Raw genomic sequence first — 24993 nt, 5'->3', positions numbered from 1 at the left:
TATGTTACCCGTTCAGCAGCCGTCAGGAGACCATACCCATACCGACAATGTTGGCCGCCAGGATTATCACAAAACAGCCAACGCTCAATACACCTACTGGCTTACGCCCCACGTTATTCCACTCTTTCAGAATCAGCCCGACCAGACCGCCGCACAGTACATAGAAGCTCATATGCAGCATCCAGCTGACGAAGTCATACTGAGCAGGGATACGCGCATGACCCCAGGCATAGAAGAAGAACTGTAAATACCACATGGTGCCGCCGAGCAGCGACAGTGCGACGTTAGCTATCAGCACCGATTTCACCACGGAGAAGTCCGCCTTCACCGACAGGTTCGCTTGAGTTGCCAGGCGTATAAAACAGAAGCCGAGGTTAACCAGCGCGCCGCCGCCCATTATCACCACATAGCTGGGTAATGCCACGTAGAGTGGATCGATACCCAGCGCGGCTGCGGCTTCATGCATCGGCCTGGCTGCATCCATCGCGAATGACATACCGGCAGAGAAGATCCCGCAGAGTACCGCTAACACCAGCCCTTTCTTCAGGTTGAACTCTTCGGCGGTGATCCCCATCGCCCGCTCTTTTAACAGCCCCGCCCGGGAGACAATCGCCACCCCGACAAGCGCCACCAGTACGCCAAGCAGCGTCATGCGCCCTCCGGCGGAGCTGAACAGCTCAACAAAGCGCCCCTGGATCAGCGGGGTCATCAGCGTTCCCACCACCAGCGTGATGCCGATGGCGATGCCAATGCCCATCGACATGCCGAGGTAGCGCATAGTGAGGCCGTAGTTAATGTTACCGATCCCCCACATGGCGCCAAACAGGAACACCGGCATCAGCTGCGACAGTGAGAATGAACTGTAATAGGCCCAGAAGTTTGGCAGCAGAATGGCGCTGACCGCCCAGGGGAGCAGGATCCATGACATGATCCCCCCCACCGACCACATGGTTTCCCATGACCAGTTACGGACTTTCTTAAACGGTGCATAGAAGCAGGCGGCGCTGGCAGCCCCCACCAGATGCCACATAATTCCCGAGACGATGGCTTCACTCATTTTTTATTCCTTCGTTGTTGTTTGCCCTGTTGACGAAGGAGTCTACGTAGAAGAGGTGGTAAGCAACCTTAGGCTGGCTGCCCTGGCCGGAACAAAGATGGCAAAATTCAGTGCCTCCCGTCGACCGTTGTCACAATTCACTCATCTGGGTCATCGTCATGCCCCGAAACGGGATATTTCCCTAAACTGCTCATATTTATCACTAAATGTTAAAAATGCCAGCTCCGGCACGGGCTTCTTGCTGATTTTGCCAGCCAGCTCTCATTGATGGCAGCCACATCAAGGTGATTCGCCCTGCGCTATTGCACCTTCTCAGGCCTGCAACAGTTTTTATGCTGTTAATTAACAACCTTCTAAAAAGTGTGTCACGGAGAAGCTGCCATGAACCCAGTTCAGCAACAGATGTATATCAATGGTGAATTTGTCGAAAACCGCGCCGATCGCTGGATCGAGGTGATCAATCCGGCGACGGAAGCAGTGCTGTCGCGTATTCCTGAAGGCAGCGCTGAAGATGCCCGGCGCGCCATTGATGCCGCTGCCGCAGCACAGCCAGCCTGGGAGGCACTGCCTGCCGTTGAGCGGGGTAACTGGCTGCAAAAAATTGCCCAGGGTATCCGCCAGCGCGCCGCAGAGCTGACCGCCACTATTGTTGCTGAAGGGGGAAAAACTCAGGAACTGGCGGAGACCGAAGTGTTCTTTACGGCGGATTATCTCGACTATATGGCCGGGTGGGCGCGCCGCTATGAGGGTGAAATCGTGCAGAGCGATCGCCCGCAGGAGAATATCCTGGTGTTTAAGAAAGCCATCGGCGTCACCACCGGTATTCTGCCGTGGAATTTCCCCTTCTTCCTGATTGCACGTAAAGCGGCTCCGGCACTGCTGACCGGCAACACCATTGTGGTTAAACCCAGCGAACTGACGCCGAACAATGCGATGATCTTTGCGCAAATAGTCGATGAGATCGGCCTGCCTGCCGGGGTATTTAATCTGGTCACCGGCTACGGTCCGGTGGTGGGTCATGAGCTGGCGGCAAATCCAAAGGTTGGCCTGGTCAGTCTGACCGGCAGCGTCGGTGCCGGGATCGCCACCATGCAGGCGGCAGCGCAGAACATCACAAAAGTGTCGCTGGAGTTAGGCGGTAAAGCACCGGTAATCGTGATGAATGATGCCAACCTTGAGCTGGCGGTTAAAGCGATTGTGGCCTCACGGATGATCAATACCGGACAGGTGTGTAACTGCGCCGAGCGTCTCTATGTGCAGGACGGCGTCTATGATGAGGTAGTTGAGCGCCTGAGCGCGGCATTTAAACAGGTAACATGGGGTGACCCGGCGGTGCAGAAAGGGCTGGATATGGGGCCGCTGATTACTGCGGCAGCGCTGCAACGCGTGGAGCAAAAAGTCGCGGCGGCGGTGGATGCCGGGGCAAAAGTGGTGACCGGCGGTAAACGTGCAGGCACCAGAGGTTTCTTCTTCGAGCCTACCCTGCTGACCCATGTCACACAGCAGATGAACATTATGCAGGAAGAGACGTTTGGGCCGGTGCTGCCGGTGATGAAATTCAGCACGCTGGATGAAGCCATCGCGCTGGCTAACGACAGCGAATATGGCCTGACATCGTCAATCTTTACGCAGAACCTTAACACCGCCATGCTGGCCCTGAAGCAGCTGAAGTTCGGTGAAACCTACATTAACCGCGAGCATTTCGAAGCAATGCAGGGTTTCCACGCAGGCTGGCGTAAGTCAGGGATTGGCGGAGCCGATGGTCGTCATGGCCTGGAGGAATATCTGCAAACGCACGTTGCCTATCTGCAATATCAATAAACTCACCAGGGGCGACTCGTCAGCCGGGTTGCCCTGTCGTTATTCGCTCTGCATCTATCGTTATCAGATCTACTCGTTAAGACCCCCTCATGCATTTTGTTATGTTTTTCCCACTGCACTTATTACCTGGGGAAATAACATGAAGAAAGCATTACTCAGCGGTTTGATTGCCAGCATGGTTCTTGGCATCTCATTATCTGCCGCCGCCGCCGGGCCTGCGCCGAAAACAATCAATATTGGCTATCAAAAAGCCAATATCTTTGCGCTGCTGAAGTATCGCGGTACGCTCGACGAGCAGTTTAAAAAACAGGGTATCGCCGTGCGATGGGTGGAGTTTCCAGCCGGGCCGCAGATGCTGGAAGGGCTGAACGTTGGCAGTATCGATCTGGCTGCTACCGGCGATGCCCCGCCGACCTTTGCCCAGGCGGCGCAGGCGGATCTGGTTTACCTGGCACACTCCCCGGCAAATCCTAAAACCGAGGCGATCGTGGTGCCGGAAAACTCAGCGATTAAAAGCGTAGCGGACTTGAAAGGGAAACGCGTGGCGCTGAATAAAGGTTCAGATGTGAACTATCTGCTGGTCAGTGCGCTGGAAGATGCGGGCCTGAGCTACAAAGATATCACCCCGGTTTACCTGCCTCCGGCTGATGCCCGCGCGGCATTTCAGCGCGGCGCGGTGGATGCCTGGGTAATCTGGGATCCGTACTATGCGGAGGTGGAAACCAATGCCCACGCACGCCTGATAAAAAACGCTGAAGGTCTGGTGCCGCACTACACCTTCTATCTTGCCAGCCGCAAGTTTGCTGAGACTTATCCGCAGACGGCAAAGCAGGTGGTGGATGAGCTTGGCTCGCTCAGTACCTGGGCCAACGCCCATCAGGAAGAAGCGGCTAAAATCCTCTCGACCTCAACCGGGCTACCGCAGCTTATCTGGCAGCGGGCACTGGCCAGAATGCCGTACGGTGCCGAACGTATGACGCCTGAGGTATTCAAGCAACAGCAGGCGCTGGCAGATAAGTTTACGCAGATTGGGTTGTTGCCGGTGAAGGTGGATGTGAGTTCCGCAACGTGGTCGCTGGATAAATAACCGCAGGGACGAGCACAGGGCGAGGCGGAACGGGACAGGACGAGGCGTGCCTCGCCCCTACGATACGCACCTCGCCCCTGCGAAACGCATTAATATCTGTCGCAGGGGTCAGGCATGCCTGACCCACCAACACAGGACGAGGCGTATTCCCGGGATCCCTTTGCCCCCTACTCCCCATTCCCAATCTGCCAGATAAACGTCGGCTGTTTGCCATTAACCTCCCAGTCCCCGACATTACGAATTTTATAAATCACCGGATTATGAGACGCCACGGTGCGCGCATTGCGCCAGTGGCGGTCGAGCGCCTTGCTGACGCGGGTATCCGAGGCCCCCAGCGCATTAAACAGTTCGCTGGCGGCACGGGGGATCAGCTCGCTGGCAATCACCTGCGCCTGCGCGGATTCCAGTTCGGCCAGCACATTAGCTTGCTGAATCAACGCCTCATCGCCGCTGTCATGCAGTTCGTAAGCACGTTGCAGCGCGTGCGTGGCCTGCTGAACTGCGGCTTCCACCGCGTAGGCCCAGCTGGAGATCTGCCCGACCACCTGCAACACCTGTACATCGTTTTTCACCTGGCCTGCATTACCGTGACTGTAGACACGCCTGCGGCTGGCAACCCCTGCGGCGGCATCGCGTTTTACTGCACGACCAATTCCCGCCAGCGTCGATAGCAATACATGCTGATAGAACGCCGTCTGATAGCGGAAACGCTCGCTAAAATCATACACATGCGCCTGCTCAACCTGCGCCTGATGGAAGCGGGTGGTACCGCTGCCGCTCAGGCGCTGGCCGAAACCATCCCAGTCGTCTTCGCGCTCCACCCCTGGCTGGTGCGTATTGACCAGCGCAATGACATCGCGTCCGTTATCATCACGCCGGGCGTAAACATCAATCCAGTCAGCGTAAAGAGTGCCGGTGCTGTAGAACTTCTCGCCGGAGAGCAGCCAGCCGTTATCCGACGGCGACACGCGGGTGATCACCTCACCCAGTTTCAGATTGCCGATCTCCGTCCAGCCGCTGCCGACCAGCTCACCGTCAATAAAGCGGCGGAACCAGCGCTGGCGCTCTTCGCTGTCCGGTTGATTCAGCCGATCCTCAACAAAAGCAAAATGGGCACGCAGCGCCTGCGGCAGGTTGGAATCCGCTTCGGCCAGCTCGGTCAGCAGCTGGAACAGCTGCGGCAGTGTGGCACCAAAACCGCCCTGTTCCAGCGGGATACGCAGAGTGCCAAAACCTGCCTCTTTCAGCCAGCGAATCGGCTCCAGCGGCAGAGTACGGTTCACTTCACGCCCGGCTGCACCTTCAGCAATGCGGGCAAAGATCGGGCGAAAACGGGCGGCCAGTGCGGTGTAATCAGCAGCGGATTCAGACATGGGATTCTCCAGTTTCGGTTTGGTCGTCGATGTCCTGCTTCGTGGGTTCGAAACGGATCACCAGCAGGAAAATAATCGGGATAATCGCGGCCAGCGAGACAATCCAGAACATATTGGTGCCAAAGGTGGCCTGTAAAATCGGCAGGATAAACAGCGCCAGCGCACTGCCCACGCCGGAGAGAGAGCGGCCAAAACCTACGCCGGTGGCGCGGATATGGGTGGGATAGGAGAGCGCCGGATAGATCATCATCTGCGCCCCAGGCCCAAAACCTTCAGCAAACAGCCACAGGCCAAGCATCAGAATGGCAAACACCACGCCGAGAGTGGCGCTCGGATGGCCAATCAGCGCCAGTGAGATGAGCGCAATAAATTGCAGGGCAAAACCGGCAATAGCCACGTGGCGCGACGGGAATTTCCACGCCAGACGCATCCCCAGCAGACCGCCGGTAAACGCAAACAGCGCATTCAGCCCCAGCGATGCAGAGATGGTTTCAAACACGCCTGCGCCAAGAAACTGTGCGAGGATCGACGGCAAAAAGAAGGCAATGGCGGTATATTCAAACGATATACAGATATTCATTACAGCGGTGACGATGGTGCGCTCGCGGTACGGCTTCTGGAACAGCACGCGGAAGCTGACCTTTGGCGGAACGGGTTTTACCGCATTTTTTTCATCAGGTTCAGCCGCATGGGCGGTAATGCCGTAGGAGTCACGCAGGATACGCGCCGCCCCCTCCAGGTCACCCTGATTGGCAGCCCACAGCGGTGATTCATTCATAAATTTGCTGCGCACAGCGATGATAATCAGCGCGGGTACCGCACCAAACAGCAGTGACGCGCGCCACAGCCAGTCGGCATGTTCAGCAGGCAGCAGGAAATAGAGGGCGAAAATAATAAAGAAACAGGCGGATGAGGCGGCGTACCACATCGGGCACCAGGCCGCCAGTCGTGCGGCTTTGTTACCCTTGCCGGTAAATTTCGAGAACTCCGCCAGATAGGCCATTGCCACCGGCAGATCGATACCTACCCCAATCCCCATCAGAAAACGGGCACCAATCAGTACCCAGACGTTAGGGGCTAATCCGGCCGCGATTGCAGAGACAACAAAGAACAGCATATCGGCCATAAACACCGAGTAACGGCCATATTTATCGGTCAGCCAGCCACCGATTAAATTGCCGACGATAGTACCAATCATAATTGAAGATGTTACCAGCCCGGTAATCGTCGGGGTCAGGCCGAACTCTTTCACCACATCGTCAATTCCATATGAGAGCGTGGTCAGGTCATAGGCATCAAGAAACACTCCGCCCAGAGCAAGGAAAACGATCCAGCGTGCATAGCTGTTTTTACTGGTGCTGGTATTGATTAACTGTGCCACATCACTGACGGATCGAACCGGTGTTGAGTGAGATGGCGGTAAAGCAATGCCATCATCAATATTTAATGTACTCATAGTATCCTCGATATATTTAATATTATTTATTAGCAGGCAGTACCTTTATAAAGAGGGGGGACTGTAATAACAAACAACAAAATATGATTTAAATAACAGCTAATTAAATAAGGAAATTGCTTAATAACGGCAACACAAAAAACCGGAAAGGCTTTCGCCGATCCGGTTATTGAGAAACTACAATATTATTTATCAGAGACCGGAACTAATACCCCCTGCACCAGCGGATCGTCACTCTCTTTTAACCACTGCTGCACACGCGGATCGGCAAAGGCTTTTTTCAGTTTAATAATATTCTCATCATTTAAATAAGGCGTACCAATGACCAGCTGCGAAGCAAATGTCCTGGGCGCTGGTGGGAATAATATGCCTTTATCACGAGATACTTTCCCGGCATCAAACTGTGAAACATAACCAATAGCGGCATCAACAGAATTTAACGCACGCGGCATGGTGAGCAGATCGAGTTCTTTAAAATTAAATTTATGCGGGTTCTCTTTAATATCTTTTAATTTCGCCGTACGTGGTTCCACTGACGGGTCAAGACCAATCAGACCGATACGCTGCAACAGCCAGAGCGCCTGCCCCTGGTTGGCACCGTCGTTCGGCACCACAATTTCCGCCCCTTCAGGCAGGTCGGCAATGGTTTTATAACGATCGGAATAGATACCAAACGCCCACTGGAACAGAGGCAGGGTTGATGTCAGCTCAAATTTATTCGCATCCACTACCTGCTTGAGCCACCACTGGTGCTGATATACCGTTGCGGCGTACTGACCTTCAGCCACCGCACGGTCGGCCTGTACCGGATCCTGAAGCCCAACCGCTTCCAGCCTGATGCCGTAGTCCGGCGCAATATGCTGGCCGACATATTCAATCAGTCGCTGCTCGCCCGCCATGGCAGGTTCAAAATGCACTTTCAGCGTAGTGCCAAAAGTCACACTGTGGCGCTGCTGGGCGCTGAAGTACCAGCCGAGAACGGCGATCAGCACGATTGCCACTATGGCTGCCAGCCACGGCCAGGTTTTTTTCTTTTTCAGTTCAAAATTCTGCTGCGTCATGATGAATGTGTACCCTGTGAGTGTTGAAGTGCGGCCACCACGCGGTCGCCAATAAATTGAATCAGTTGGATAGTGACAATCAGCACCACAATCGTGGCGATCATGATGTGATTATCAAAACGCTGGTAGCCATAGACCACCGCCAGATAGCCGATACCTCCCGCGCCGATGGTGCCAGCGATGGCGGAATATTCGATCATCGAGATAACGTTAAGGGTGATCGCCGCCACGATAGCGGGCAGCGCCTCACTGAGCTGCGCCCCGGTAATTACCTGCCAGCGAGAACCGCCGGATACCAGCCCTACGGCGGTCACTTCCGGCGGCAGCTCACGCAGCGCATTCTCCACCAGTCGGGCAAAGAACGGCGTTCCGGCCACAATCATCGGGATAACCGCCGCAGGAATGCCGATAGTCGTCCCGGTCAGCCAGAAGGTGAAGGGAATAATCGCTGCCATCAGCACCAGAAACGGCAGCGATCGGCCAATATTTACCAGCCAGCTCAGGCTGCGGTTCAGTCCTGGCTGAGGAAATAATCCGCGGCGTGAGGTGTTAAACAGCACCACGCCCAGCGTGCCGCCGAGGGTAACGACAAACAGCATCACAATGCCGACCATCAGCCAGGTTTCACCATAGGCGGGCAACATCAGCTGGTGGATCTGGTTCCAGGGGGTATCCTGACTGGTGACATCAACAGGTTTCATCCGGCCTCCTGCAAGCGCGGGCGCTCTGCCATGATTTGTGCCTTCATTCCCAGCTGCGCCAGCGCATCAATCAGCGCCTGCGGTGCCAGCGGACGCTGGTTAAAACGCACGGCAATCTGCATCCTTCCTGCCAGCTGACCGGAAACTTCTTCCACATGGGCCGCCAGCAGATCGACCTGTAAGTTGTGCTGCACACTGAGCCGGCTGATCCAGTCGGTTGCCAGCGGCGGCGCACAGGTCAAACGCAGTTGCAGATCCCCCGCAGCATCTACCGGGCGCAGCGGGAAAAGCTGCGCGCCCAGGGCAGAATCGGGGCTACTGAGCAGCTGCTGTAATGGCCCCTGCTGCACCAGCTGACCATCGCGGATTTCCGCAACTGCATCGGCGGTACTGCGTACCACATCCATCTCATGAGTGATTAAGATGATCGAGAGTCCAAACTGCTGACGCAGCTGTTTCAGCAGCAGCAGAATGGCCGCAGTAGCCTGGGGATCCAGCCCCGAGGTGGCTTCATCAGCCAGCAGTACTGAAGGTTTCAGCGCCAGTGCGCGGGCAATTCCAACGCGCTGACGCTGGCCGCCGGAGAGCTGCGCCGGATAACTGTCTGCTTTATCCGACAGGCCGACACTCTCCAGCAGCTGTCCGACGTGGCGTTTTATCTCTCCCGGCACCACGCCGAGCCACTCCAGCGGCAGCGCAACATTTTCCCAGGCTGTTTTGCGTTGCAGCAGCGCAGATGACTGAAATACTGTGCCGATTGCGCGGCGCTCACGTCGCAGTGCAGCACCGGACAGCCGCGACAGATCCTCACCGTTTACGCGGATGCTGCCAGAGCTCGGGCGCTCCAGCAGGCTGATGCACTTTGCCAGCGTCGATTTTCCGGCACCGCTCGGCCCAACCACCGCGGTGATGGAGCCTGCGGGTACCGTCAATGAAATGCCTTTCAGCACTTCAACCGTACGCCCCCCGGCTGTGTGATACTGTTTTCGCAGGCCGTCGATTTCAATCATGGCGTGACCTCATCTTCCGCCTGTGTGACGGGCCGGGTTTCACGCCGGTAGCCTGCACCCGGATGCGGAGTCGCCAGACGTGCGCCCTGATTGAATAATTTCTCGCGCAAGGTGCCGGGCTGGTACTCTTTTTTATAGACGCCGCGTTTTTGCAGCTCAGGGATCAGGTGCTCCACCACATCGCTAAAGGTTTCATGGGTGACCGCGTAGGCGAGGTTAAAGCCGTCGACGTCGGTCTCTTCCACCCAGCTTTGCAGCTCGTCGGCTACGGTTTGTGCACTGCCCACCAGCAGCGGGCCAAAGCCGCCAATGCCCACCCAGTCCGCCAGCGCCTGTACCGTCCACTGACGGTCAGGATCCGCCGTCGAGAAGGTCTCCACCGCCGACTGAATAGCATTGGTGTGCAGATGCTTCAGCACCTGGTCAGGCTGATACTGCCCGAAGTCGATACCCGTCCAGCCGGAGATCAGCGCCAGCGCGCCTTCGTAGCTGACATAGCTTTTATACTCCTGCCATTTTGCCTGGGCGGCCTGGTCGGTCTCATCAACAATGACCGTTTGCAGGTTGAAGATCAGGATGCTGCGCGGATCGCGTCCGGCTTCTGCCGCCCGGCGGCGAATATCCGCCACGGTTTTCTTCAGCAACACTTTCGATGGCGCGGCAACAAATACACACTCTGCATGTTCCGCGGCAAACTGTTTGCCCCGGCTGGACGCCCCGGCCTGATAGAGCACCGGGGTGCGCTGCGGCGACGGTTCGCACAGATGAATACCCGGCACCTGGAAGAAGGTACCCTGATGGTTAATCGGATGGATTTTGCCCGGGTCGCTGAAGATACGCCGCTCACGGTCGCGCAGAATTGCCCCCTCTTCCCAGCTCCCTTCCAGCAGCTTGTAGATCACCTGAAGGTATTCGTCGGCGTAGTCGTAACGGGCATCATGATCGGTCTGCGACTGATGGCCGATATTACGTGCGCCGCTCTCCAGATAGGAGGTGACAATATTCCAGCCAATACGCCCTTTGGTCAGATGATCGAGTGTGGAAATGCGACGGGCAAAGGGATACGGATGCTCAAATGAGAGCGAAGCAGTCAGGCCAAAGCCAAGATGTTCCGTCACCAGTGCCATAGGCGTGATCAGCGCCAGCGGGTCGTTGACCGGCACCTGAGTGGCGTTACGAATGGCTGCGGCGTTATCGCCGTTAAGCACGTCGTACACCCCCAGCACATCGGCAATAAACAGGCCGTCGAACTTACCGCGCTCCAGCAGGCGCGCCAGATCGGTCCAGTAGCTCAGATCCTTATACTCCGCAGAGCGATCGCGGGGATGCGCCCACAGGCCCGGCGACTGGTGGCCGACACAGTTCATATCAAAGGCATTCAGGCGAATTTCACGTTGTTGAGACATAGACACTCCAGATTTTAAACGGCCGGATCCAGCCCGCCCGTTGCAGGTAATGGCAATTCGAATGATTCAGGGTTGAAGGTGTTTTTCGGTGCAGTAACGCGTCAGCCGGGACATCGCTCTGCATCGCGCCCCAGCAGCTGCCGCGCGACACTTTCAGCATGTTCCGCCACCTGGGGCAGCCCCATCAGCTCGCCGAAATAAGCACGGGCCGCCGGGCCGGCAACATACAGATGCGGATTGGCCCTGCCGTCCTGCCGCAGGGTCTGCGAATGGCCGTTAACCAGAATGCCGAGCGCCAGCGGATCGGGCTGAATGATCCCGGCTGAAGCCAGCTGATGCAGCAGCGCATCACTTTGCAGCAGTCCGCCGTGAGCCGGGCCGGTAGTGATAATCAGGCGATCAACAGTCAGATTCTGCGGCACCGCGCCGCGTGATTGCAGCAGCAGTTTAATCTCAGCGCCGCGGGCATTAACTGCGGCCAGGCGAGCGGCATTGACCGAGAGCTGCCCGCTCTGCTGCCACTGCTCCAGCACCGCACTCACCTGTGGCGCAATACGATAGCGATGGACGTCCCACCAGGGGCGCAGATGCCGCAGAAAACGGCGCTGCTCATTGAGCGACAGCTGCTGCCAGATGCGCTGCCCGTTAAGGCGAATATCATCAAGCACCAGCTGCCAGGGCAGCTGCTGTTCAGCGGCAAGGGCAACTTCCTTGCGGATACGGCGCAGCCAGGCGCGAACGCCGGACGGCTGTGGCTGCTGATAATCTAATGGTCGTGGGTCAAACTCACCGCTGAGATTCGGACGCGGCAGCAGGCCCCGGCGCGAAAATGCCAACACCGGCCCACGATGGCCGTGACGTTGTAACGTTGCCACCACGTCTGACATACTCAGGCCGCTGCCCATAATCGCCACCCGCTCGTCGCTGGCTATCCCTGCCAGCGCATCCTGCCGCCAGGGATCGGCAATCAGCCCCGGATGCCCTTCCAGCGCCAGCGCCACCGTGCGCGGCAGCGCCGGAGGCGGATGACTGATGGCCAGTACCACCTCATCCGCCGCCAATTTTTTGCCCAGCGCCGTGGTCACCACGCCCTGTTCCAGCGCCACCGCACGGTCGCAGAGGTGATGCAGCCTGACCGCTGAGTGCTGCTGTGCACGGGCGAACTGTTCAGCGATATACGCGCCAAACTGACCGCGCTGAGGATACACCTTGCCATCCTGCCAGCGCGCGTCAGCATCGGCCTGATAAGCCGGTGACGCGCGGAACCAGCGATCAAAATCGCCCTGTTCTGCCGCCGACAGCTGCATACGATCCGCCGGAACATTGATGCGGTGCGACGGATCGCGAGTGCCGTAGGCCACCCCCTGTGCCAGCTGCGCACGCGGTTCAATAACCGTTACCGTCAGCCCGGCGTCACCGAGCCTTGCCAGATGGATGGCCACTGCGGTGCCGGTAAAGCCACCGCCGACAATAACGATATGACGCTCAGTCATTATTAAACTCCACAGCGGGGAAAAAGGTTCTCTCAGCCGATGCCATCAACTGGCACTGCTATGTTTAGCCGGACGACGATCGCCGCCGATGGTTTCACCAAACGGCCCGGTATTCACCGTACGCTGACGTTTTTCTGCATTCGAGGCCAGCGGCAGCAGCGGCATGACCAGTTCAGCAAAACGGTGAGCTTCTTCAAGGTGCGGATAGCCCGACAGAATAAAGTTCTCTATGCCCAGCGCCTGATATTCGCGGATACGATCGGCCACCTGCTGCGGGCTACCCACCAGCGCGGTGCCTGCACCGCCGCGTACCAGGCCCACCCCCGCCCACAGGTTCGGGCCAATACGCAGATCGTCGCGGGAACCACTGTGCAGCGCGCTCATACGCGCCTGACCGGTGGAGTCCATACGGGCAAAAATTTTCTGCGCGGCGGCGATAGTGTCATCATCCAGATGGGCAATCAGTCGGTCGGCCGCGGCCCAGGCTTCCTCTTCAGTTTCGCGCACAATCACATGCAGGCGGATACCGTAGCTTAACTGCCGTCCCCGTTCTTCAGCCCGCTGCCGCACTACCGCCAGCTTTTCCGCCACCTGAGCTACCGGTTCACCCCAGGTAAGGTAGGTGTCAATCTGGTTCGCCGCCACGTCAATGGCTTCATCGGAAGAGCCGCCAAAGTAGAGCGGCGGGCCATCTTCCTGAACCGGAGGAAACAGAATTTCCGATCCTTCCACGCGGATATGCTCACCGTGAAAATCGACTTTTTCGCCCTTAAGCAGACGCGAGTAGACCTCAAGAAACTCCCGCGTAACCTGGTAACGGTCAGCGTGACTCAGGAAGATACCGTCCCCTTTGTTCTCAACCGGATCGCCGCCGGTCACCACGTTTATCAGTAATCGCCCCTCTGACAGGCGATCCAACGTGGCGGCCATACGGGCCGCCAGGCTCGGCGGTTGCAGGCCCGGACGTACCGCAACCAGGTAGCGCAGGCGTTTGGTGATTGGCGCCAGCGCGGCGGCAACCAGCCAGGAGTCTTCGCAACTTTTGCCGGTGGGGATCAGCACGCCGTAATAGCCGAGATTGTCGGCGGCCAGTGCCACCTGCTGGAGATACGGCAGATCGACGGGACGCCCGCCTTCAGTGGTGCCGAGGTAGCGGCCATCTCCGTGGGTCGGGAGAAACCAGAATACGTTGATATTGTCCTGCGCTGACTCGCTCATTATCTGTTTCCTATATAACTATATCTGAATTTATTCGATACAAAGTTACGCTTTGGTTATAAAAACATTAGCAGGAAGTGTGCCAACTGTAATTCTTGTAAATAATCATATTTATCAGTGCATTAGCAGGAAGATAACAGCGGTAAAAATGTTGCAAATGCAGCAGGTATTGTCAGGCTGCTGTTGCAATTGCAGCAAACCGCCCGCTCACCCTCTCGCCGCCGTGTGCAGGCCAGGATACTCTTGCCTCCTCATCCCCCGACCAGGAATTCAGCATGTCACACCCCGGCCCGTTACTGATCGATCCCGCCTCCATTGCGTTTCAAAGCGTACTGGACAGGCTGGCACCCACCGACGCCACGGTGCTGATTGTGGGAGAAACCGGCACCGGGAAAGAGGTGGTGGCGCGTTACCTCCATCATCACAGCCCGCGCCAGGCGCAGCCGTTTGTTGCGGTGAACTGCGGTGCGCTGACCGAAAGCCTGGCGGAGTCTGAGCTGTTCGGCCATGAGAAAGGAGCATTTACCGGTGCGGCAGAACGCCATCAGGGCTGGTTCGAAGCGGCCGAAGGCGGCACGCTGCTGCTGGATGAAATTGGTGAACTGAGCCTGCCGTTGCAGGTTAAGCTGCTGCGTGTATTGCAGGAGCGCGAAGTGACGCGCGTGGGTTCGCGCCGCCCGGTCAAGGTTAACGTGCGGGTGATTGCCGCTACCCACGTCGATCTTGCCCACGCTATTCGCGAACGTCGCTTCCGTGAGGATCTGTTTTATCGTCTGAATGTCGCGGCGGTTACCCTGCCGCCGCTGCGTCAGCGGCGCGAAGATATTCCGCTGCTGGCGGATCATTTTCTCACGCTGTATGCCCGCCGTCTTGGGCGACCGCAGCTGCGCCTGAGCGCAGAGAGCCTCGCCACATTGATGGAGTACGCCTGGCCGGGGAATGTGCGTGAGCTGGAAAATACCCTGCATAACGCCGTATTGCTGAGTAAAGAGCCGTTGATTCAGCCCCATCAGCTCAGGCTGAATACGGAAGTTCTTGAGCAGCAGCCGATCGGCGAACAGGCGTTGGATACGTTTCTGCGCCAGCAGCTGCAAAGCGATAGCGGGCCGCTCTATCAACGGGTGCTGGATGCGCTGGTGCGAAACGCGTTTGAACTGAGCGGTGAGAATCAGCTTCAGGCCGCTGCACTGCTGGGGATCAGCCGTAACACACTGCGCACCCATCTTGGCCACCTCGGACTGATTAAAGCACGCCGCAGCCTGGCAAGCGGAGAGCGGCGCGATATTACGCAGCAGAATATTCAGGATCGCGTGCTGCGTATCGGCTACCAGAAGTTCGGCAACCTCGGCATTTTAAAAGCCCGTCAGAGCCTGGAGGGAGCCTTTGCCCATCGCGGTATCAGCGTACTGTGGAGTGAGTTTCCCGCCGGGCCTCAGCTGCTGCATGCCCTGGATAATCGCGAAATAGATTTTGGTACCACCGGCGAGGTTCCGCCGGTCTTTGCTCAGGCAGGTAACAGCCCGCTGCTCTATGTGGCGTGGGAACCGGCGGCACCGCAAAGTGTGGCCCTGCTGGTGGCGCAGGATAGCCCAATCCAGACCATTGCCGATTTACGCGGCAGGCGGATTGCGGTGAATAAAGGTTCCAATGTGCATTACCTGCTGGTGCAGATGCTGGATGAAGCGGGCATGACGCTAAACGATGTCCGCGTACTCTACGCACCGCCCAAATATCCTCTGACACCCAGCGATCATCATGCCGTTGATGCGTGGATGATGTGGGATCCGCTACTGAGCGATGCCGAGCAGGGTAACCAGCTGCGGGTGATCGCCGACGGGCGCGGCCGGGTTAACAACCATCAGTTCTACCTCGCACACCGGGATTTTGCTGCTCACTCTGCCGATCTGCTGCATCAGCTGCTGGCCGCGCTGGTACAGACCGGCAGCTATATCGATGCCAACCGCAGCGAAGCGGCCGCCCTGCTCTCTGCTGAACTCGGCCTGTCGCCGCAGGCGCTGTCGCATGCGCTGCTGCGGCGCAGCCATCAAACCCGGCGAATGGATCTGTCAGCGATCCGCGCCCAGCAGGCGATTGCTGATCGTTTTTTCGCACTGGGGCTGCTGCCTAAAGCGGTGAATGTCCGTGATGCCGTGTGGCGTGATTAAGGTAATCATTAGCCTGGCTGAATCTTGCCTTAATATCACGGCAAAATAATTCAACGGCGGTGATGTTTTTTTCGGCCATTGTAAGGATTGCGTAAGATTACTGTAAGGAAAACCGCAGGATAACAGACTGTACTGAATCTTATAACCATTAAAAAAGCTAACAGGTCTGGTGAGAAAATGCTGATATGTTTTTTCCGATCATCTGCGACTAATTCTTAAATAGCCGCAGCAATAATTTTATCTTTGGAATTTAGTTTATTGCTGAGGTAGAGTTTATTTGTCGCAGCCGGTTATATTACGCAGCGCGATTAATACTATTTAGCTACAACACCAGGGAAACCACGCCAGATTTCATAAGCTTTAATACCAATATTAAATGCGTATTTCTTATTTTAATATTCAACCTCTATATCAATTCCTAAAACAACAACTCCATGGGAGATTGGTGGTGAAAAATAATATTCTGTCGATTACATATCTGCGGGCCATTGCCTGTATGCTGGTGGTCGTATGTCATGCTGAAAGTTTTTCCGCCAAGCTAACGCCAGCTTATTTTACCGGGCTGTTCGGCTATGGCGGTGCCGTGGGGAAACTCGGCGTATATCTGTTTTTTATGATCAGCGGCTATCTGATGGCCTGTGTGCACTGGGAAGATTTCGGTCAGGGCAAGATGGGGCTGTTTGTCAAAAAACGCCTTGTCCGTATACTGCCAATGTATTATCTGTTCACCCTGATTACTATTATGGCCTGGGTGGTTAATCCGGGCTGGTTCCCGTCGACAATATTAACGCCGATCGATGATATTCTTTCATTGCTGTTTATTCCTTCGGTGTATATTAAAGAGCTGGATACGCTAACGCCGGTATTATCGGTGGGCTGGACGCTCTGCTATGAAATGCTGTTTTATCTGGTATTTGCTGTTGGCATGCTGTTCAGCCGCCGTAGTGGCATGCAGTTTATTTTTATCACCATAGTTGCACTGGTGGTCTGCGGCGCATTAGCCAATCCCCGGCAGCCCTGGTCACAATTTTATACTAACGAAATTATGCTCTATTTCCTCAGCGGGATTAGCTGCTTTATGTTGCAAAAACGCCTGAGTCAGCGCTATGCCCACAGTGCACTCTCCCTTACCGTGATTGTGGTGCTGCTGGCAATATCTACGCTGTGGTTGCAGGGTTTCCCGCAGTTGCTGCTGCTCTCGCTCTGCTTCTTTATGCTGACCGGACTGGAGTTTTCTTCCGGGCGTCAGACCCGTTTAACGCGCATCGCTACCGGTATCGGTCTGGCCTCTTACTCTATCTATCTCTGCCACCGTCTGTTTATGGGTGCACTGGAGAAAGTGCTGCATGTGCTGATACCGACACCCGGTACCGTCACCCTCTATCTGGCGATGGTGATATTAAGCGTCGCCTCCGCCGTGGTGGGTTATCTCATCTACTGGCTGATTGAAAAACGAACCACCATGGCATTCCGCTTTAAAGCAGGCTGAAACTAAAAAGGGCCGGAGTTATCCGGCCCTTTCTCCTGATGGTAAAACTAACGCCCGACCCGGCGCTGACTGTTATACAGCGCAACGGCACTGAATACCGCCAGCAGCATCAGATAATAGCTTGGTGCCAGGCTGGAGCCGGTCATGGTGATCAGCAGCGTACAGATCAGCGGAGCAAAGCCGCCGAAAATGGTCACCGCTATGTTGTAACTGATAGCCATACCGCTGGCGCGGGTGGTCATCGGGAACAGATCCGCCATCATTGACGGCACGGTGGAGAAGTAGGCTGACTTCAGCAGTGCCATCCAGCCGACCAGCAGTATTAAACTGGCAGGTGTGGTGTTATTCACCATCAGCCTGAAGGCCGGATAAATAGTGACCGCCAGCAGAATTAACGCGCCCCACATCAGGTTAGCGCGCCCGATTTTCTCCGCCCACAGGCCCATCAGCGGCGTCACCACCGTCAGAATAATTCCGGCCACCAGCGTGGCGGTATAGGCCGTCGAACCCGAAAGATGCAGCGTTTTCGTGGCGTAGGTCGGCACATAGTTCAGCATATAGTTAACGCCGGTGGAGATCACCATCAGCCCGATAGCCAGCAGCAGCAGCACTTTTTGAGCACCCATCAAATCCTTCAGCGGCGCATGAGTTTTCGGCTGGGCAACAAAGCTGGCTGGTTCATGCAGATGGCGGCGAATATAGAGCCCGACCGGGCCAATCAGCAGACCAAAAGCAAACGGAATACGCCATCCCCACTCCTGGATCTGCGCCTCAGTCATCCATACGCTCAGACCGAGGCCAAACGCGGATGCCATCAGCGTGCTGGCTCCCTGGGTAGCAAACTGCCAGCTGGCAATAAACGCCCTGCGCTCAGGAAAGTGCTCCACCAGAAACGCGGTGGAGCTGCCGAACTCACCGCCTGCTGAGAACCCCTGAATCAGACGCGCAACCAGGATCAGCACGGGCGCCAGCAGGCCAATACTGGCATATGAAGGCATCACGGTGATCATCAGACTGCCGATCATCATCAGGGTGATCGACATCAGCAGCGCTTTTTTGCGCCCCACCCGATCGGCATAAGCCCCAAGTATGACGGCACCCAGCGGGCGGATCAGGAAGGAGACGCCGAAACTACCGAAGGTCAGCAGCAGTGATACCGACGGATCTTCGGTGGGGAAAAATGCATGGGCGATATAGCTGGCAAAAAAAGCGTATACCGTAATATCAAACCACTCCAGCGCGTTACCCACGCAGGTGGCAAACAGGGTTTTATACAGGTTCGGTTTCACCGCCTGCGATTGCTGTACGTTGCTGTTCACAGTCACTCTCCTTGTGCACAATGCGCGCGATGACGGGCCAGCAGAGTGCTGCCCTGTTCGCCTAAATCCCAGAACAACCGGGTCATAATCTGCAATCCTTCACGTGCAACCGACTTCAGCATATGTTCGTCGACAGCATGCTGGCCGCAGGCCGGATAGGAGTGCGGGATCCACAGCGTGGGAAGCCCCAGCGCGTGGGCAAAGACGTCGTTCGGCAGCGAACCGCCGAGGTTTGGCAGCAGTGCCGGTTTTTTACCCGTGGTTTCAGCCATAATATCCAGCGCCCAGCCTACCAGCGGGTCGCGCGGATCAAGGCGGGTTGCCGGAGAGCCGCGCAGCACTTCCACCGTTACCTGGTTAAAGCCGTGGGCATCGAGATGCTGGCGCAGATGCGTGGCAATATTTTCCCAGTCGGTTTCAACAACAAAACGCAGCTGACACACGGCGGTCGCGCTGCCGGGAATGGCATTCATCGGACGCGCCGGATTACCCGCCAGCAGGGAGAGCACCTCCAGCGTGTTCCAGCCGTAGAGACGTTCGACCGGCGTCAGGCCTGGCTCTCCCCAGTTCGGGTCGATCTGCGGGCCATCGCCTTCACCGAGGTCAATATCGCTGAGAATCGCTTTTACCGCCGCGCTGATGGCAGGCGGTTTCAGTGCCGCAACCTGTAGCTGTCCGTGCTGGTTTACCAGGCAGGCCAGCGCATTCGCCAGCTGGGTGCCGGGGTTAGTCAGCAGACCGCCCCAGTTTCCTGAGTGGTAGTCACGGTCGCGGGCATCAATGCTGAAGCGAAAGTTAACCGCGCCGCGTGAGCCGAGGAACAGGGTCGGACGTACCGCGTTGAGGCGCGGGCCGTCAGAAGCGATAAAGATATCGGCTTTCAACAGATCGGCGTGTCGCTGGCACAGTGCCATCAGGCCGGGTGAGCTGATCTCCTCTCCCATTTCAAAGAGGAATTTACAGTTAAAGCCCAGTTTGCCACCGCGTGCGGCGGTCACCTGCTCCAGTGCGGCAATATTTACCGAGTGCTGGCCTTTGTTATCTGCGCTACCGCGCCCGTACCAGCGATCACCCTCTTCCACCAGTTCCCAGGGCGTCAGGCCGCTGCGCCAGTTTTCATCATCACCAAACACCACGTCGCCGTGCCCGTAGCAGAGCACGGTCGGCAGCTGCGGATCGTCGATCCGTGTTGCCAGCAGGAAAGGCCGTGAAGGAGCCTGCGGGTTATCCAGCTGTTGTGTGGTGAATCCCAGCGCCTGCATCGCCGGAGCTATCTCTTCGTCGAGGTAGCGCTGAATAATGTCATCGCGATCGTCACGCTGGCTTTCACTGCGCATTGCGATACGGCGTGCCAGCACCTCCCTGAATTTGCCACTGTCAAAGTACGCCGTGGCCTGCGTTACCGCCTCTTCTGCTGTCATGATGTCTGTCCGTTTTTTATTGTGTTTGCTTTGTATGTTTGCCACTCAGTTTTAAGCTAGAATCGCGCCTTGCCACAATTATCAAATAATCAAACTGGCATTGCTTTTAAAGCAACGCTCGTTTGCACAATCGTTGAACACGCACCAAGCAGAGGCAGCCCGATGCACAGCAGTGAAATTCGCTATTTTCTCGCCGTCGTTAACAGCGGATCCCTCAGCGCCGCCAGTCAGCAGCTGTTTGTTGCTGTATCGGCCATCAGTCGTCAGATCCAGCGCCTTGAAGCTCGCGTTGGCGCGCCGCTGTTCGAGCGCCATGCGCGGGGCATGGTATTAAATGATGCCGGGCAGATTTTCGAAAACCACGTACGGAAAAGCATGATGGATATGGAACATGCCATCGCTGAGATCAAAGGGTTGAAAGCGATCAGACGCACCGCCCTGCGGGTGGCCTGCACTGAGGGAATGGCGTTCAGCCTGCTGCCCGTGCTTTGCACTCAGTTCCGTTTACTTCATCCCGGGGTGAGCTTTCATCTCACCGTGGCGAGCGCGCAGCAGGTGACGGAAATTATGCGGCGGGGAGAGTGTGACGTCGCGTTTCAGTTCAGCCTGCATCCGGAACGCGGTGTCGAAGTGGTGGCAGCCTGGCCGGCTCCGGTGCTGCTGGTGATGCATCAAAGCCATCCCCTGGCACAGCGGCAGGTGCAACTCAGCGATCTGCTGACCTGGCCGCTGGCGCTGCCGGATGCGGGTACCACGGTGCGCCAGCTGTTTGACCTCTCCTGCCGGATGAGCGGGACTTTTGTTGAGCCGACGCTGACCTGCAATAATTTCAGCACGCTGTATCAGTTTCTGTTGCAAACTCCCGGGGCGATCACTATTTGCAGTCAGTTTACGGTGATGTACCAGGCGGCTGAACATGGGCTGACGCTGAAGTCGGTCGGAGCCGATCAGCTCAGTCAGCGTTCGTTACAGGTGCAGACGGCTATTGGCCGTACCCCGGGAACCGCGCTGGCGCTGTTTCTGGATTTTGTCCGTCATGAGTTGACACAGAAGGATGAGAGCATCAGAACGGCGTTTAATTTCTGATGCGGCGGCCCGTGGCAGGCCGCCGACGGGGTTACTTCACGTCTACCTGATAGAAAATATGCTTACCAAAAGGATCGACTTCGTAGCCGGTCACTTCTTTGCGTACAGGTTCAAAAATGGTGGAGTGAGCAATCATGACAGCCGGAGCCTGGTCGTGCATGATCTGCTGCGCTTCGCGATACATCGCCACCCGCTTGTCGTGGTTCTGCTCGGCACGCGCCTGGGTGATCAGCTTATCAAACGGCGCATAGCACCACTTCGCCGAGTTGGAACCGCCGTTGGCGGAGGTGCAGCTGAACAGCGGGCCGAAGAAATTATCCGGATCCCCGGTGGCGGTAGTCCAGCCCATCAGTGCCGCCTGATGTTCGCCGTTTTTCACTCGTGAGAGGTATTCGCCCCATTCAAAGCTGACAATATTGGCTTTGATACCCACCTTCGCCCAGTCCGCCTGGATCATCTCTGCCATACGACGTGCGTTCGGGTTGTACGGGCGCTGCACCGGCATCGCCCAGAGATCGATGCTGGTACCCGGGGCAATTCCCGCCTCTTTCAGCAGCGCTTTGGCCTTATCCGGCGCGTAATCGTAATCCTTTAAATCCTGGTCAGCGCTCCATACGCCCGGCGGCAGCAGGTTTTTCGCAGCGCTACCGGTTCCCTGGAACACCGCCTCAATGATCGCAGATTTGTTAATCGCCATACTCAGCGCCTGACGCACTTTGACATTGTCCAGCGGCGCTTTTTGCGTGTTAAAGGCGAGGAAGCCGGTATTCAGCCCCGCCTTCTGCATCATGGTGATATTCGGGTTTGCCTCCAGCCGCTTGAGGTCGGCGGGATTGGGGAACGGCATCACCTGACACTCGTTTTTCTCCAGCTTGGCCGCGCGTACTGAGGCATCCGGGGTGATGGTGAAGATCAGCCGATCCAGCTTCGCCTTGCCCTGCCAGTAGTGCGGGAAGGCGCGGTACAGGATGCGCGAATCTTTCTGGTATTGCGCCAGTTCAAACGGCCCGGTGCCAATCGGTTCACGATCGACTTTTTCCGGGGTACCGGCCTTCAGCATGGCATCCGCGTATTCAGCGGAAAGTATCGAGGCAAAATACCAGCCGAGATCCGCAAGGAAAGGCGCTTCCGCATGAGCAAGGGTAAAGCGCACGGTGTGATCGTCGACTTTATCGATGCTTTTCAGCAGGCTGCCAAACTCCAGGCTTTCAAAGTTGGTGTAGCTGCCGTTAGAGACGTTGTGATAGGGATTGGCCGCATCTTTCTGGCGCATAAACGAGAAGATCACATCATCGGCATTAAAATCACGCGTCGGTTTATAGTTTTTATTACTGTGAAACTTGACGCCCTTGCGCAGATGGAAAGTGTAAACCGTGCCGTCCGGGCTGATATCCCAGCTTTCCGCCAGCGACGGGATCAGCGTGGTGGTGCCGGGGGTAAAGTCCACCAGGCGGTTATAGATTGGCACCGCGCTGGCATCAACGCTGGTTCCCGAGGTGTAGAGCTGGGGGTTAAAGTTTTCTGGCGATCCCTCAGAGCAGAACACCAGCGTTTTGGCCGAAACCGCTGTTGTGACGGTCAGCGCCAGAGCCGCCAGTACCGTGCGTAATACCGCTTTCTTCATCTCCATCCTCGCTTTTTATTTGACATTATCATGGGGTGGTGCGTAAACCTGTTAATAACTCTTTCAGGAATAACATGATTTTTAACATTACAGAAATCTTACTGCCCGAGACAAATAAGGAAAGCTTATGACTGATTCACTGGCACGTCAGCTCACGCAACGTTTTTATCGCTATCTGGCGGTCACCAGCCAGAGTGACGCCGCGTCCAGCATCCTGCCCAGCACCCCGGAACAGCATGAGATGGCACAGCTGCTGGCGGATGAGCTGCGTCAGCTTGGTTTGCACAACGTGGTGATTGATGAGTTTGCTACCGTCACCGCCGTGAAGCCGGGCAACCGCCCCAACGCGCCGCGCATCGGTTTTATCACTCATATTGATACCGTTGATGTCGGCCTCTCGCCGCATATTCACCCGCAGACCCTGCGCTATGAAGGGGAAGATCTGTGTCTGAATGCTGCGCAGGATATCTGGCTGCGCCAGGCGCAACACCCGGAGATTAAGGCCTATGAAGGCCAGGAGATTATTTTCAGCGACGGCACCAGCGTGCTGGGTGCTGATAATAAAGCGGCGGTAACCGTGGTGATGACGCTGATGGAAAATCTTAACGATACGCAACCGCACGGCGATATTGTGGTGGCCTTTGTGCCGGATGAAGAGATCGGTCTGCGCGGTGCCAAAGCGCTGGATCTGAAAACGCGCTTTGATGTGGACTTCGCCTACACCATTGACTGCTGTGAACTGGGTGAGGTGGTGTATGAGAACTTTAACGCCGCCGCCGCTGAAATTATTCTGACCGGCGTGACGGCTCACCCAATGTCGGGCAAAGGGGTACTGGTTAACCCGCTGCTGATGGCATGGGACTTTATCGGCCACTTTGACCGCCAGCAGACGCCGGAACACACCGCCGGACGTGAGGGCTACACCTGGTTTAATGATATGCAGGCCAATGCCAGCGAGGCGCGGCTTAAGGCTTCGATTCGGGATTTTGATCTGGACAGTTTTGAGCAGCGCAAACAGCAGATGCATAAGGTTGCTGAGATGATTCGTCAGGCCTATCCAACTGGCAAGGTAGAAGTGAACATTTCCGATACCTACAGCAATATCAGTAATGCCATTGGCAGCGACCGCCGCCCCATCGACCTGATTTTTGCCGCTATGCAGCAGCTGGATATTGAGCCAAAGGTGATCCCGATGCGCGGAGGAACGGACGGTGCCGCTCTTTCGGCCAAAGGTCTGTTAACGCCTAATTTCTTTACCGGCGCACATAATTTCCACTCTAAATTTGAATTCCTGCCGATCCCATCGTTTGTAAAATCCTATCTGGTGGCGGAGAAGATCTGCCTGCTGGCAGCGGAGTAATCAGCTGTTTGTCGCTATTAAAGGGCGAGGTTTTCCTCGCCCTGGCACTCAGGACGGCTGGAATTACTTCACGCTAACATCTATACCCGGGAAGAATTTCGCTGCCAGTCTGGTCAGGGTGCCGTCGTTCTGTACTTTGACGATGGCGGCATCCAGCGCGGCTTTCAGTTTGGCGTCATCTTTCCGCAGGCCAAAACCGATACCTACGCCCAGCACCACCGGATCTTCCACCGCTTTACCGGCAAAGCTGAACGCTTTACCCTGCGGTTTTTCCAGGAAACCAGACTGTCCGGCGGCTGACATCACCAGAGTACCGTCGAGGCGGCCAGCGACCATATCATTGTAAACCTGGTTCTGATCCTGATAAGGCGTGACGGTTACCCCCTGCGGTTCCCAGTGTTTCTTGGCAAAGGTTTCCTGAATGGAACCCTGAAGAACGCCGATACTTTTGCCTTTCAGGCTGTCAACAGTGGGCAGCAGGCCTGAACCGGTTTTGACAATCAGCATACTCGGGATGCGGTAGATTGGATTGGTGAAACCAATGCTTTTCATGCGGGCTTCGGTAATGTTCATCGCCGAGTTGATAGCGTCAAACTTCTTCGCCGCCAGCGCCGGAATCAGCGCATCAAAACTACTTTCTACCCAGCTGCATTTGAAATTTCCCACCTGACAAATGGCTTTGCCCAGCTCAATATCAAACCCTTCCAGCTCGCCTGAGGCGTTGCGGCTTTCAAACGGTGGATACTGCGACTCCAGGCCGTAACGCAGCGTCTCCTGCGCCAGCGCCGATGCCGAGCTTAATAACCCTATTGCCACAAACAACGCATTCAGTTTCTTCATTTTTTT

The 24993-nt window shown here is 56.3% G+C and carries 19 protein-coding genes; 6 read left to right on the top strand and 13 right to left on the bottom strand.

Annotation, left to right across the window (positions count from 1 at the left end; translation table 11 throughout):
• Positions 1-22: 22 nt before the first annotated feature.
• Positions 23-1057 (bottom strand): L-rhamnose/proton symporter RhaT, encoded by a 1035-nt coding sequence (gene rhaT / locus GN242_RS09790; RefSeq protein WP_154751264.1) that lies wholly within the window; start codon positions 1055-1057, stop codon positions 23-25.
• Positions 1058-1438: 381 nt separating this feature from the next.
• Between rhaT and aldA the strand changes: the two genes are divergently transcribed.
• Positions 1439-2878, top strand: a complete 1440-nt coding sequence (gene aldA, locus GN242_RS09785; protein ID WP_154751265.1) for an aldehyde dehydrogenase — start codon at positions 1439-1441, stop codon at positions 2876-2878.
• A gap of 175 nt (positions 2879-3053) precedes the next feature.
• Positions 3054-3965 carry a sulfonate ABC transporter substrate-binding protein gene (locus tag GN242_RS09780; RefSeq protein WP_197094792.1) on the top strand — a complete coding sequence of 304 codons (912 nt, stop codon included), beginning with the start codon at positions 3054-3056 and terminating at the stop codon, positions 3963-3965.
• A gap of 167 nt (positions 3966-4132) precedes the next feature.
• Here GN242_RS09780 and GN242_RS09775 read toward each other — a convergent pair whose 3' ends face one another.
• The 8 genes from GN242_RS09775 to ssuD form a co-directional block, all read right to left on the bottom strand.
• Entirely contained in the window at positions 4133-5338 is a 1206-nt protein-coding gene (locus GN242_RS09775) for an acyl-CoA dehydrogenase family protein (RefSeq protein ID WP_154751267.1), read from the bottom strand.
• Positions 5331-6794: an MFS transporter gene (locus GN242_RS09770; protein ID WP_154751268.1), complete on the bottom strand. Its 1464-nt coding sequence runs from the start codon at positions 6792-6794 to the stop codon at positions 5331-5333. Before GN242_RS09770 ends, GN242_RS09775 begins: the two co-directional genes overlap by 8 nt.
• Before the next feature lie 185 nt (positions 6795-6979).
• On the bottom strand, positions 6980-7855 hold the full coding sequence (locus tag GN242_RS09765; RefSeq protein ID WP_156287377.1) for a MetQ/NlpA family ABC transporter substrate-binding protein: 876 nt from the start codon (positions 7853-7855) through the stop codon (positions 6980-6982).
• Entirely contained in the window at positions 7852-8556 is a 705-nt protein-coding gene (locus GN242_RS09760) for a methionine ABC transporter permease (RefSeq protein ID WP_154751270.1), read from the bottom strand. Before GN242_RS09760 ends, GN242_RS09765 begins: the two co-directional genes overlap by 4 nt.
• Complete coding sequence (locus GN242_RS09755; protein WP_154751271.1) at positions 8553-9566, bottom strand: methionine ABC transporter ATP-binding protein; 1014 nt, start codon at positions 9564-9566, stop codon at positions 8553-8555. The genes GN242_RS09760 and GN242_RS09755 overlap by 4 nt, the downstream gene beginning before the upstream one ends.
• Entirely contained in the window at positions 9563-10972 is a 1410-nt protein-coding gene (locus GN242_RS09750; protein WP_156287376.1) for an LLM class flavin-dependent oxidoreductase, read from the bottom strand. Before GN242_RS09750 ends, GN242_RS09755 begins: the two co-directional genes overlap by 4 nt.
• Before the next feature lie 101 nt (positions 10973-11073).
• Entirely contained in the window at positions 11074-12465 is a 1392-nt protein-coding gene (locus GN242_RS09745; protein ID WP_156287375.1) for an FAD/NAD(P)-binding protein, read from the bottom strand.
• Between the two features lie 45 nt (positions 12466-12510).
• On the bottom strand, positions 12511-13683 hold the full coding sequence (ssuD, locus tag GN242_RS09740; RefSeq protein ID WP_154751274.1) for an FMNH2-dependent alkanesulfonate monooxygenase: 1173 nt from the start codon (positions 13681-13683) through the stop codon (positions 12511-12513).
• A gap of 275 nt (positions 13684-13958) precedes the next feature.
• On the opposite strand from ssuD, the gene GN242_RS09735 reads away from it, so the two are divergent.
• Together GN242_RS09735 and GN242_RS09730 are read left to right on the top strand one after the other, a co-directional pair.
• Positions 13959-15848 carry a sigma-54-dependent Fis family transcriptional regulator gene (locus tag GN242_RS09735; protein WP_154751275.1) on the top strand — a complete coding sequence of 630 codons (1890 nt, stop codon included), beginning with the start codon at positions 13959-13961 and terminating at the stop codon, positions 15846-15848.
• Between the two features lie 448 nt (positions 15849-16296).
• Entirely contained in the window at positions 16297-17337 is a 1041-nt protein-coding gene (locus GN242_RS09730; protein ID WP_195918327.1) for an acyltransferase family protein, read from the top strand.
• Between the two features lie 47 nt (positions 17338-17384).
• On the opposite strand, the gene GN242_RS09725 is transcribed toward GN242_RS09730, so the two are convergent.
• Together GN242_RS09725 and GN242_RS09720 are read right to left on the bottom strand one after the other, a co-directional pair.
• Positions 17385-18656 (bottom strand): MFS transporter, encoded by a 1272-nt coding sequence (locus GN242_RS09725; protein WP_156287374.1) that lies wholly within the window; start codon positions 18654-18656, stop codon positions 17385-17387.
• A 2-nt stretch (positions 18657-18658) separates the two neighbouring features.
• The gene (locus tag GN242_RS09720; RefSeq protein WP_156287373.1) at positions 18659-20077 is read right to left on the bottom strand and encodes a M20 family metallopeptidase; all 1419 of its coding nucleotides are present in this window, start codon (positions 20075-20077) and stop codon (positions 18659-18661) included.
• A gap of 162 nt (positions 20078-20239) precedes the next feature.
• Here GN242_RS09720 and GN242_RS09715 point away from each other — a divergent pair, with 162 nt between their 5' ends.
• Positions 20240-21163: a LysR family transcriptional regulator gene (locus tag GN242_RS09715; protein ID WP_154751279.1), complete on the top strand. Its 924-nt coding sequence runs from the start codon at positions 20240-20242 to the stop codon at positions 21161-21163.
• A 31-nt stretch (positions 21164-21194) separates the two neighbouring features.
• On the opposite strand, the gene GN242_RS09710 is transcribed toward GN242_RS09715, so the two are convergent.
• Complete coding sequence (locus tag GN242_RS09710) at positions 21195-22787, bottom strand: ABC transporter substrate-binding protein (RefSeq protein WP_154751280.1); 1593 nt, start codon at positions 22785-22787, stop codon at positions 21195-21197.
• Positions 22788-22914: 127 nt separating this feature from the next.
• Between GN242_RS09710 and pepT the strand changes: the two genes are divergently transcribed.
• Positions 22915-24147 carry a peptidase T gene (gene pepT / locus GN242_RS09705; RefSeq protein WP_156287372.1) on the top strand — a complete coding sequence of 411 codons (1233 nt, stop codon included), beginning with the start codon at positions 22915-22917 and terminating at the stop codon, positions 24145-24147.
• A gap of 63 nt (positions 24148-24210) precedes the next feature.
• On the opposite strand, the gene GN242_RS09700 is transcribed toward pepT, so the two are convergent.
• Positions 24211-24987 carry a transporter substrate-binding domain-containing protein gene (locus GN242_RS09700; protein WP_156287371.1) on the bottom strand — a complete coding sequence of 259 codons (777 nt, stop codon included), beginning with the start codon at positions 24985-24987 and terminating at the stop codon, positions 24211-24213.
• Positions 24988-24993: the final 6 nt, after the last annotated feature.

The organism is Erwinia sorbitola (assembly GCF_009738185.1).
Taxonomy (GTDB): domain Bacteria; phylum Pseudomonadota; class Gammaproteobacteria; order Enterobacterales; family Enterobacteriaceae; genus Erwinia; species Erwinia sorbitola.
This window is presented reverse-complemented; position numbering and strand designations above follow the sequence as displayed.

Coding starts and splice junctions, on each gene's coding strand:
- rhaT (WP_154751264.1), bottom strand. CDS start 1,057: ATGAGTGAAGCCATCGTCTCGGGAATTATGTGGCATCTGGTGGGGGCT.
- aldA (WP_154751265.1), top strand. CDS start 1,439: ATGAACCCAGTTCAGCAACAGATGTATATCAATGGTGAATTTGTCGAA.
- GN242_RS09780 (WP_197094792.1), top strand. CDS start 3,054: ATGGTTCTTGGCATCTCATTATCTGCCGCCGCCGCCGGGCCTGCGCCG.
- GN242_RS09775 (WP_154751267.1), bottom strand. CDS start 5,338: ATGTCTGAATCCGCTGCTGATTACACCGCACTGGCCGCCCGTTTTCGC.
- GN242_RS09770 (WP_154751268.1), bottom strand. CDS start 6,794: ATGAGTACATTAAATATTGATGATGGCATTGCTTTACCGCCATCTCAC.
- GN242_RS09765 (WP_156287377.1), bottom strand. CDS start 7,855: ATGACGCAGCAGAATTTTGAACTGAAAAAGAAAAAAACCTGGCCGTGG.
- GN242_RS09760 (WP_154751270.1), bottom strand. CDS start 8,556: ATGAAACCTGTTGATGTCACCAGTCAGGATACCCCCTGGAACCAGATC.
- GN242_RS09755 (WP_154751271.1), bottom strand. CDS start 9,566: ATGATTGAAATCGACGGCCTGCGAAAACAGTATCACACAGCCGGGGGG.
- GN242_RS09750 (WP_156287376.1), bottom strand. CDS start 10,972: ATGTCTCAACAACGTGAAATTCGCCTGAATGCCTTTGATATGAACTGT.
- GN242_RS09745 (WP_156287375.1), bottom strand. CDS start 12,465: ATGACTGAGCGTCATATCGTTATTGTCGGCGGTGGCTTTACCGGCACC.
- ssuD (WP_154751274.1), bottom strand. CDS start 13,683: ATGAGCGAGTCAGCGCAGGACAATATCAACGTATTCTGGTTTCTCCCG.
- GN242_RS09735 (WP_154751275.1), top strand. CDS start 13,959: ATGTCACACCCCGGCCCGTTACTGATCGATCCCGCCTCCATTGCGTTT.
- GN242_RS09720 (WP_156287373.1), bottom strand. CDS start 20,077: ATGACAGCAGAAGAGGCGGTAACGCAGGCCACGGCGTACTTTGACAGT.
- GN242_RS09715 (WP_154751279.1), top strand. CDS start 20,240: ATGCACAGCAGTGAAATTCGCTATTTTCTCGCCGTCGTTAACAGCGGA.
- GN242_RS09710 (WP_154751280.1), bottom strand. CDS start 22,787: ATGAAGAAAGCGGTATTACGCACGGTACTGGCGGCTCTGGCGCTGACC.
- pepT (WP_156287372.1), top strand. CDS start 22,915: ATGACTGATTCACTGGCACGTCAGCTCACGCAACGTTTTTATCGCTAT.
- GN242_RS09700 (WP_156287371.1), bottom strand. CDS start 24,987: ATGAAGAAACTGAATGCGTTGTTTGTGGCAATAGGGTTATTAAGCTCG.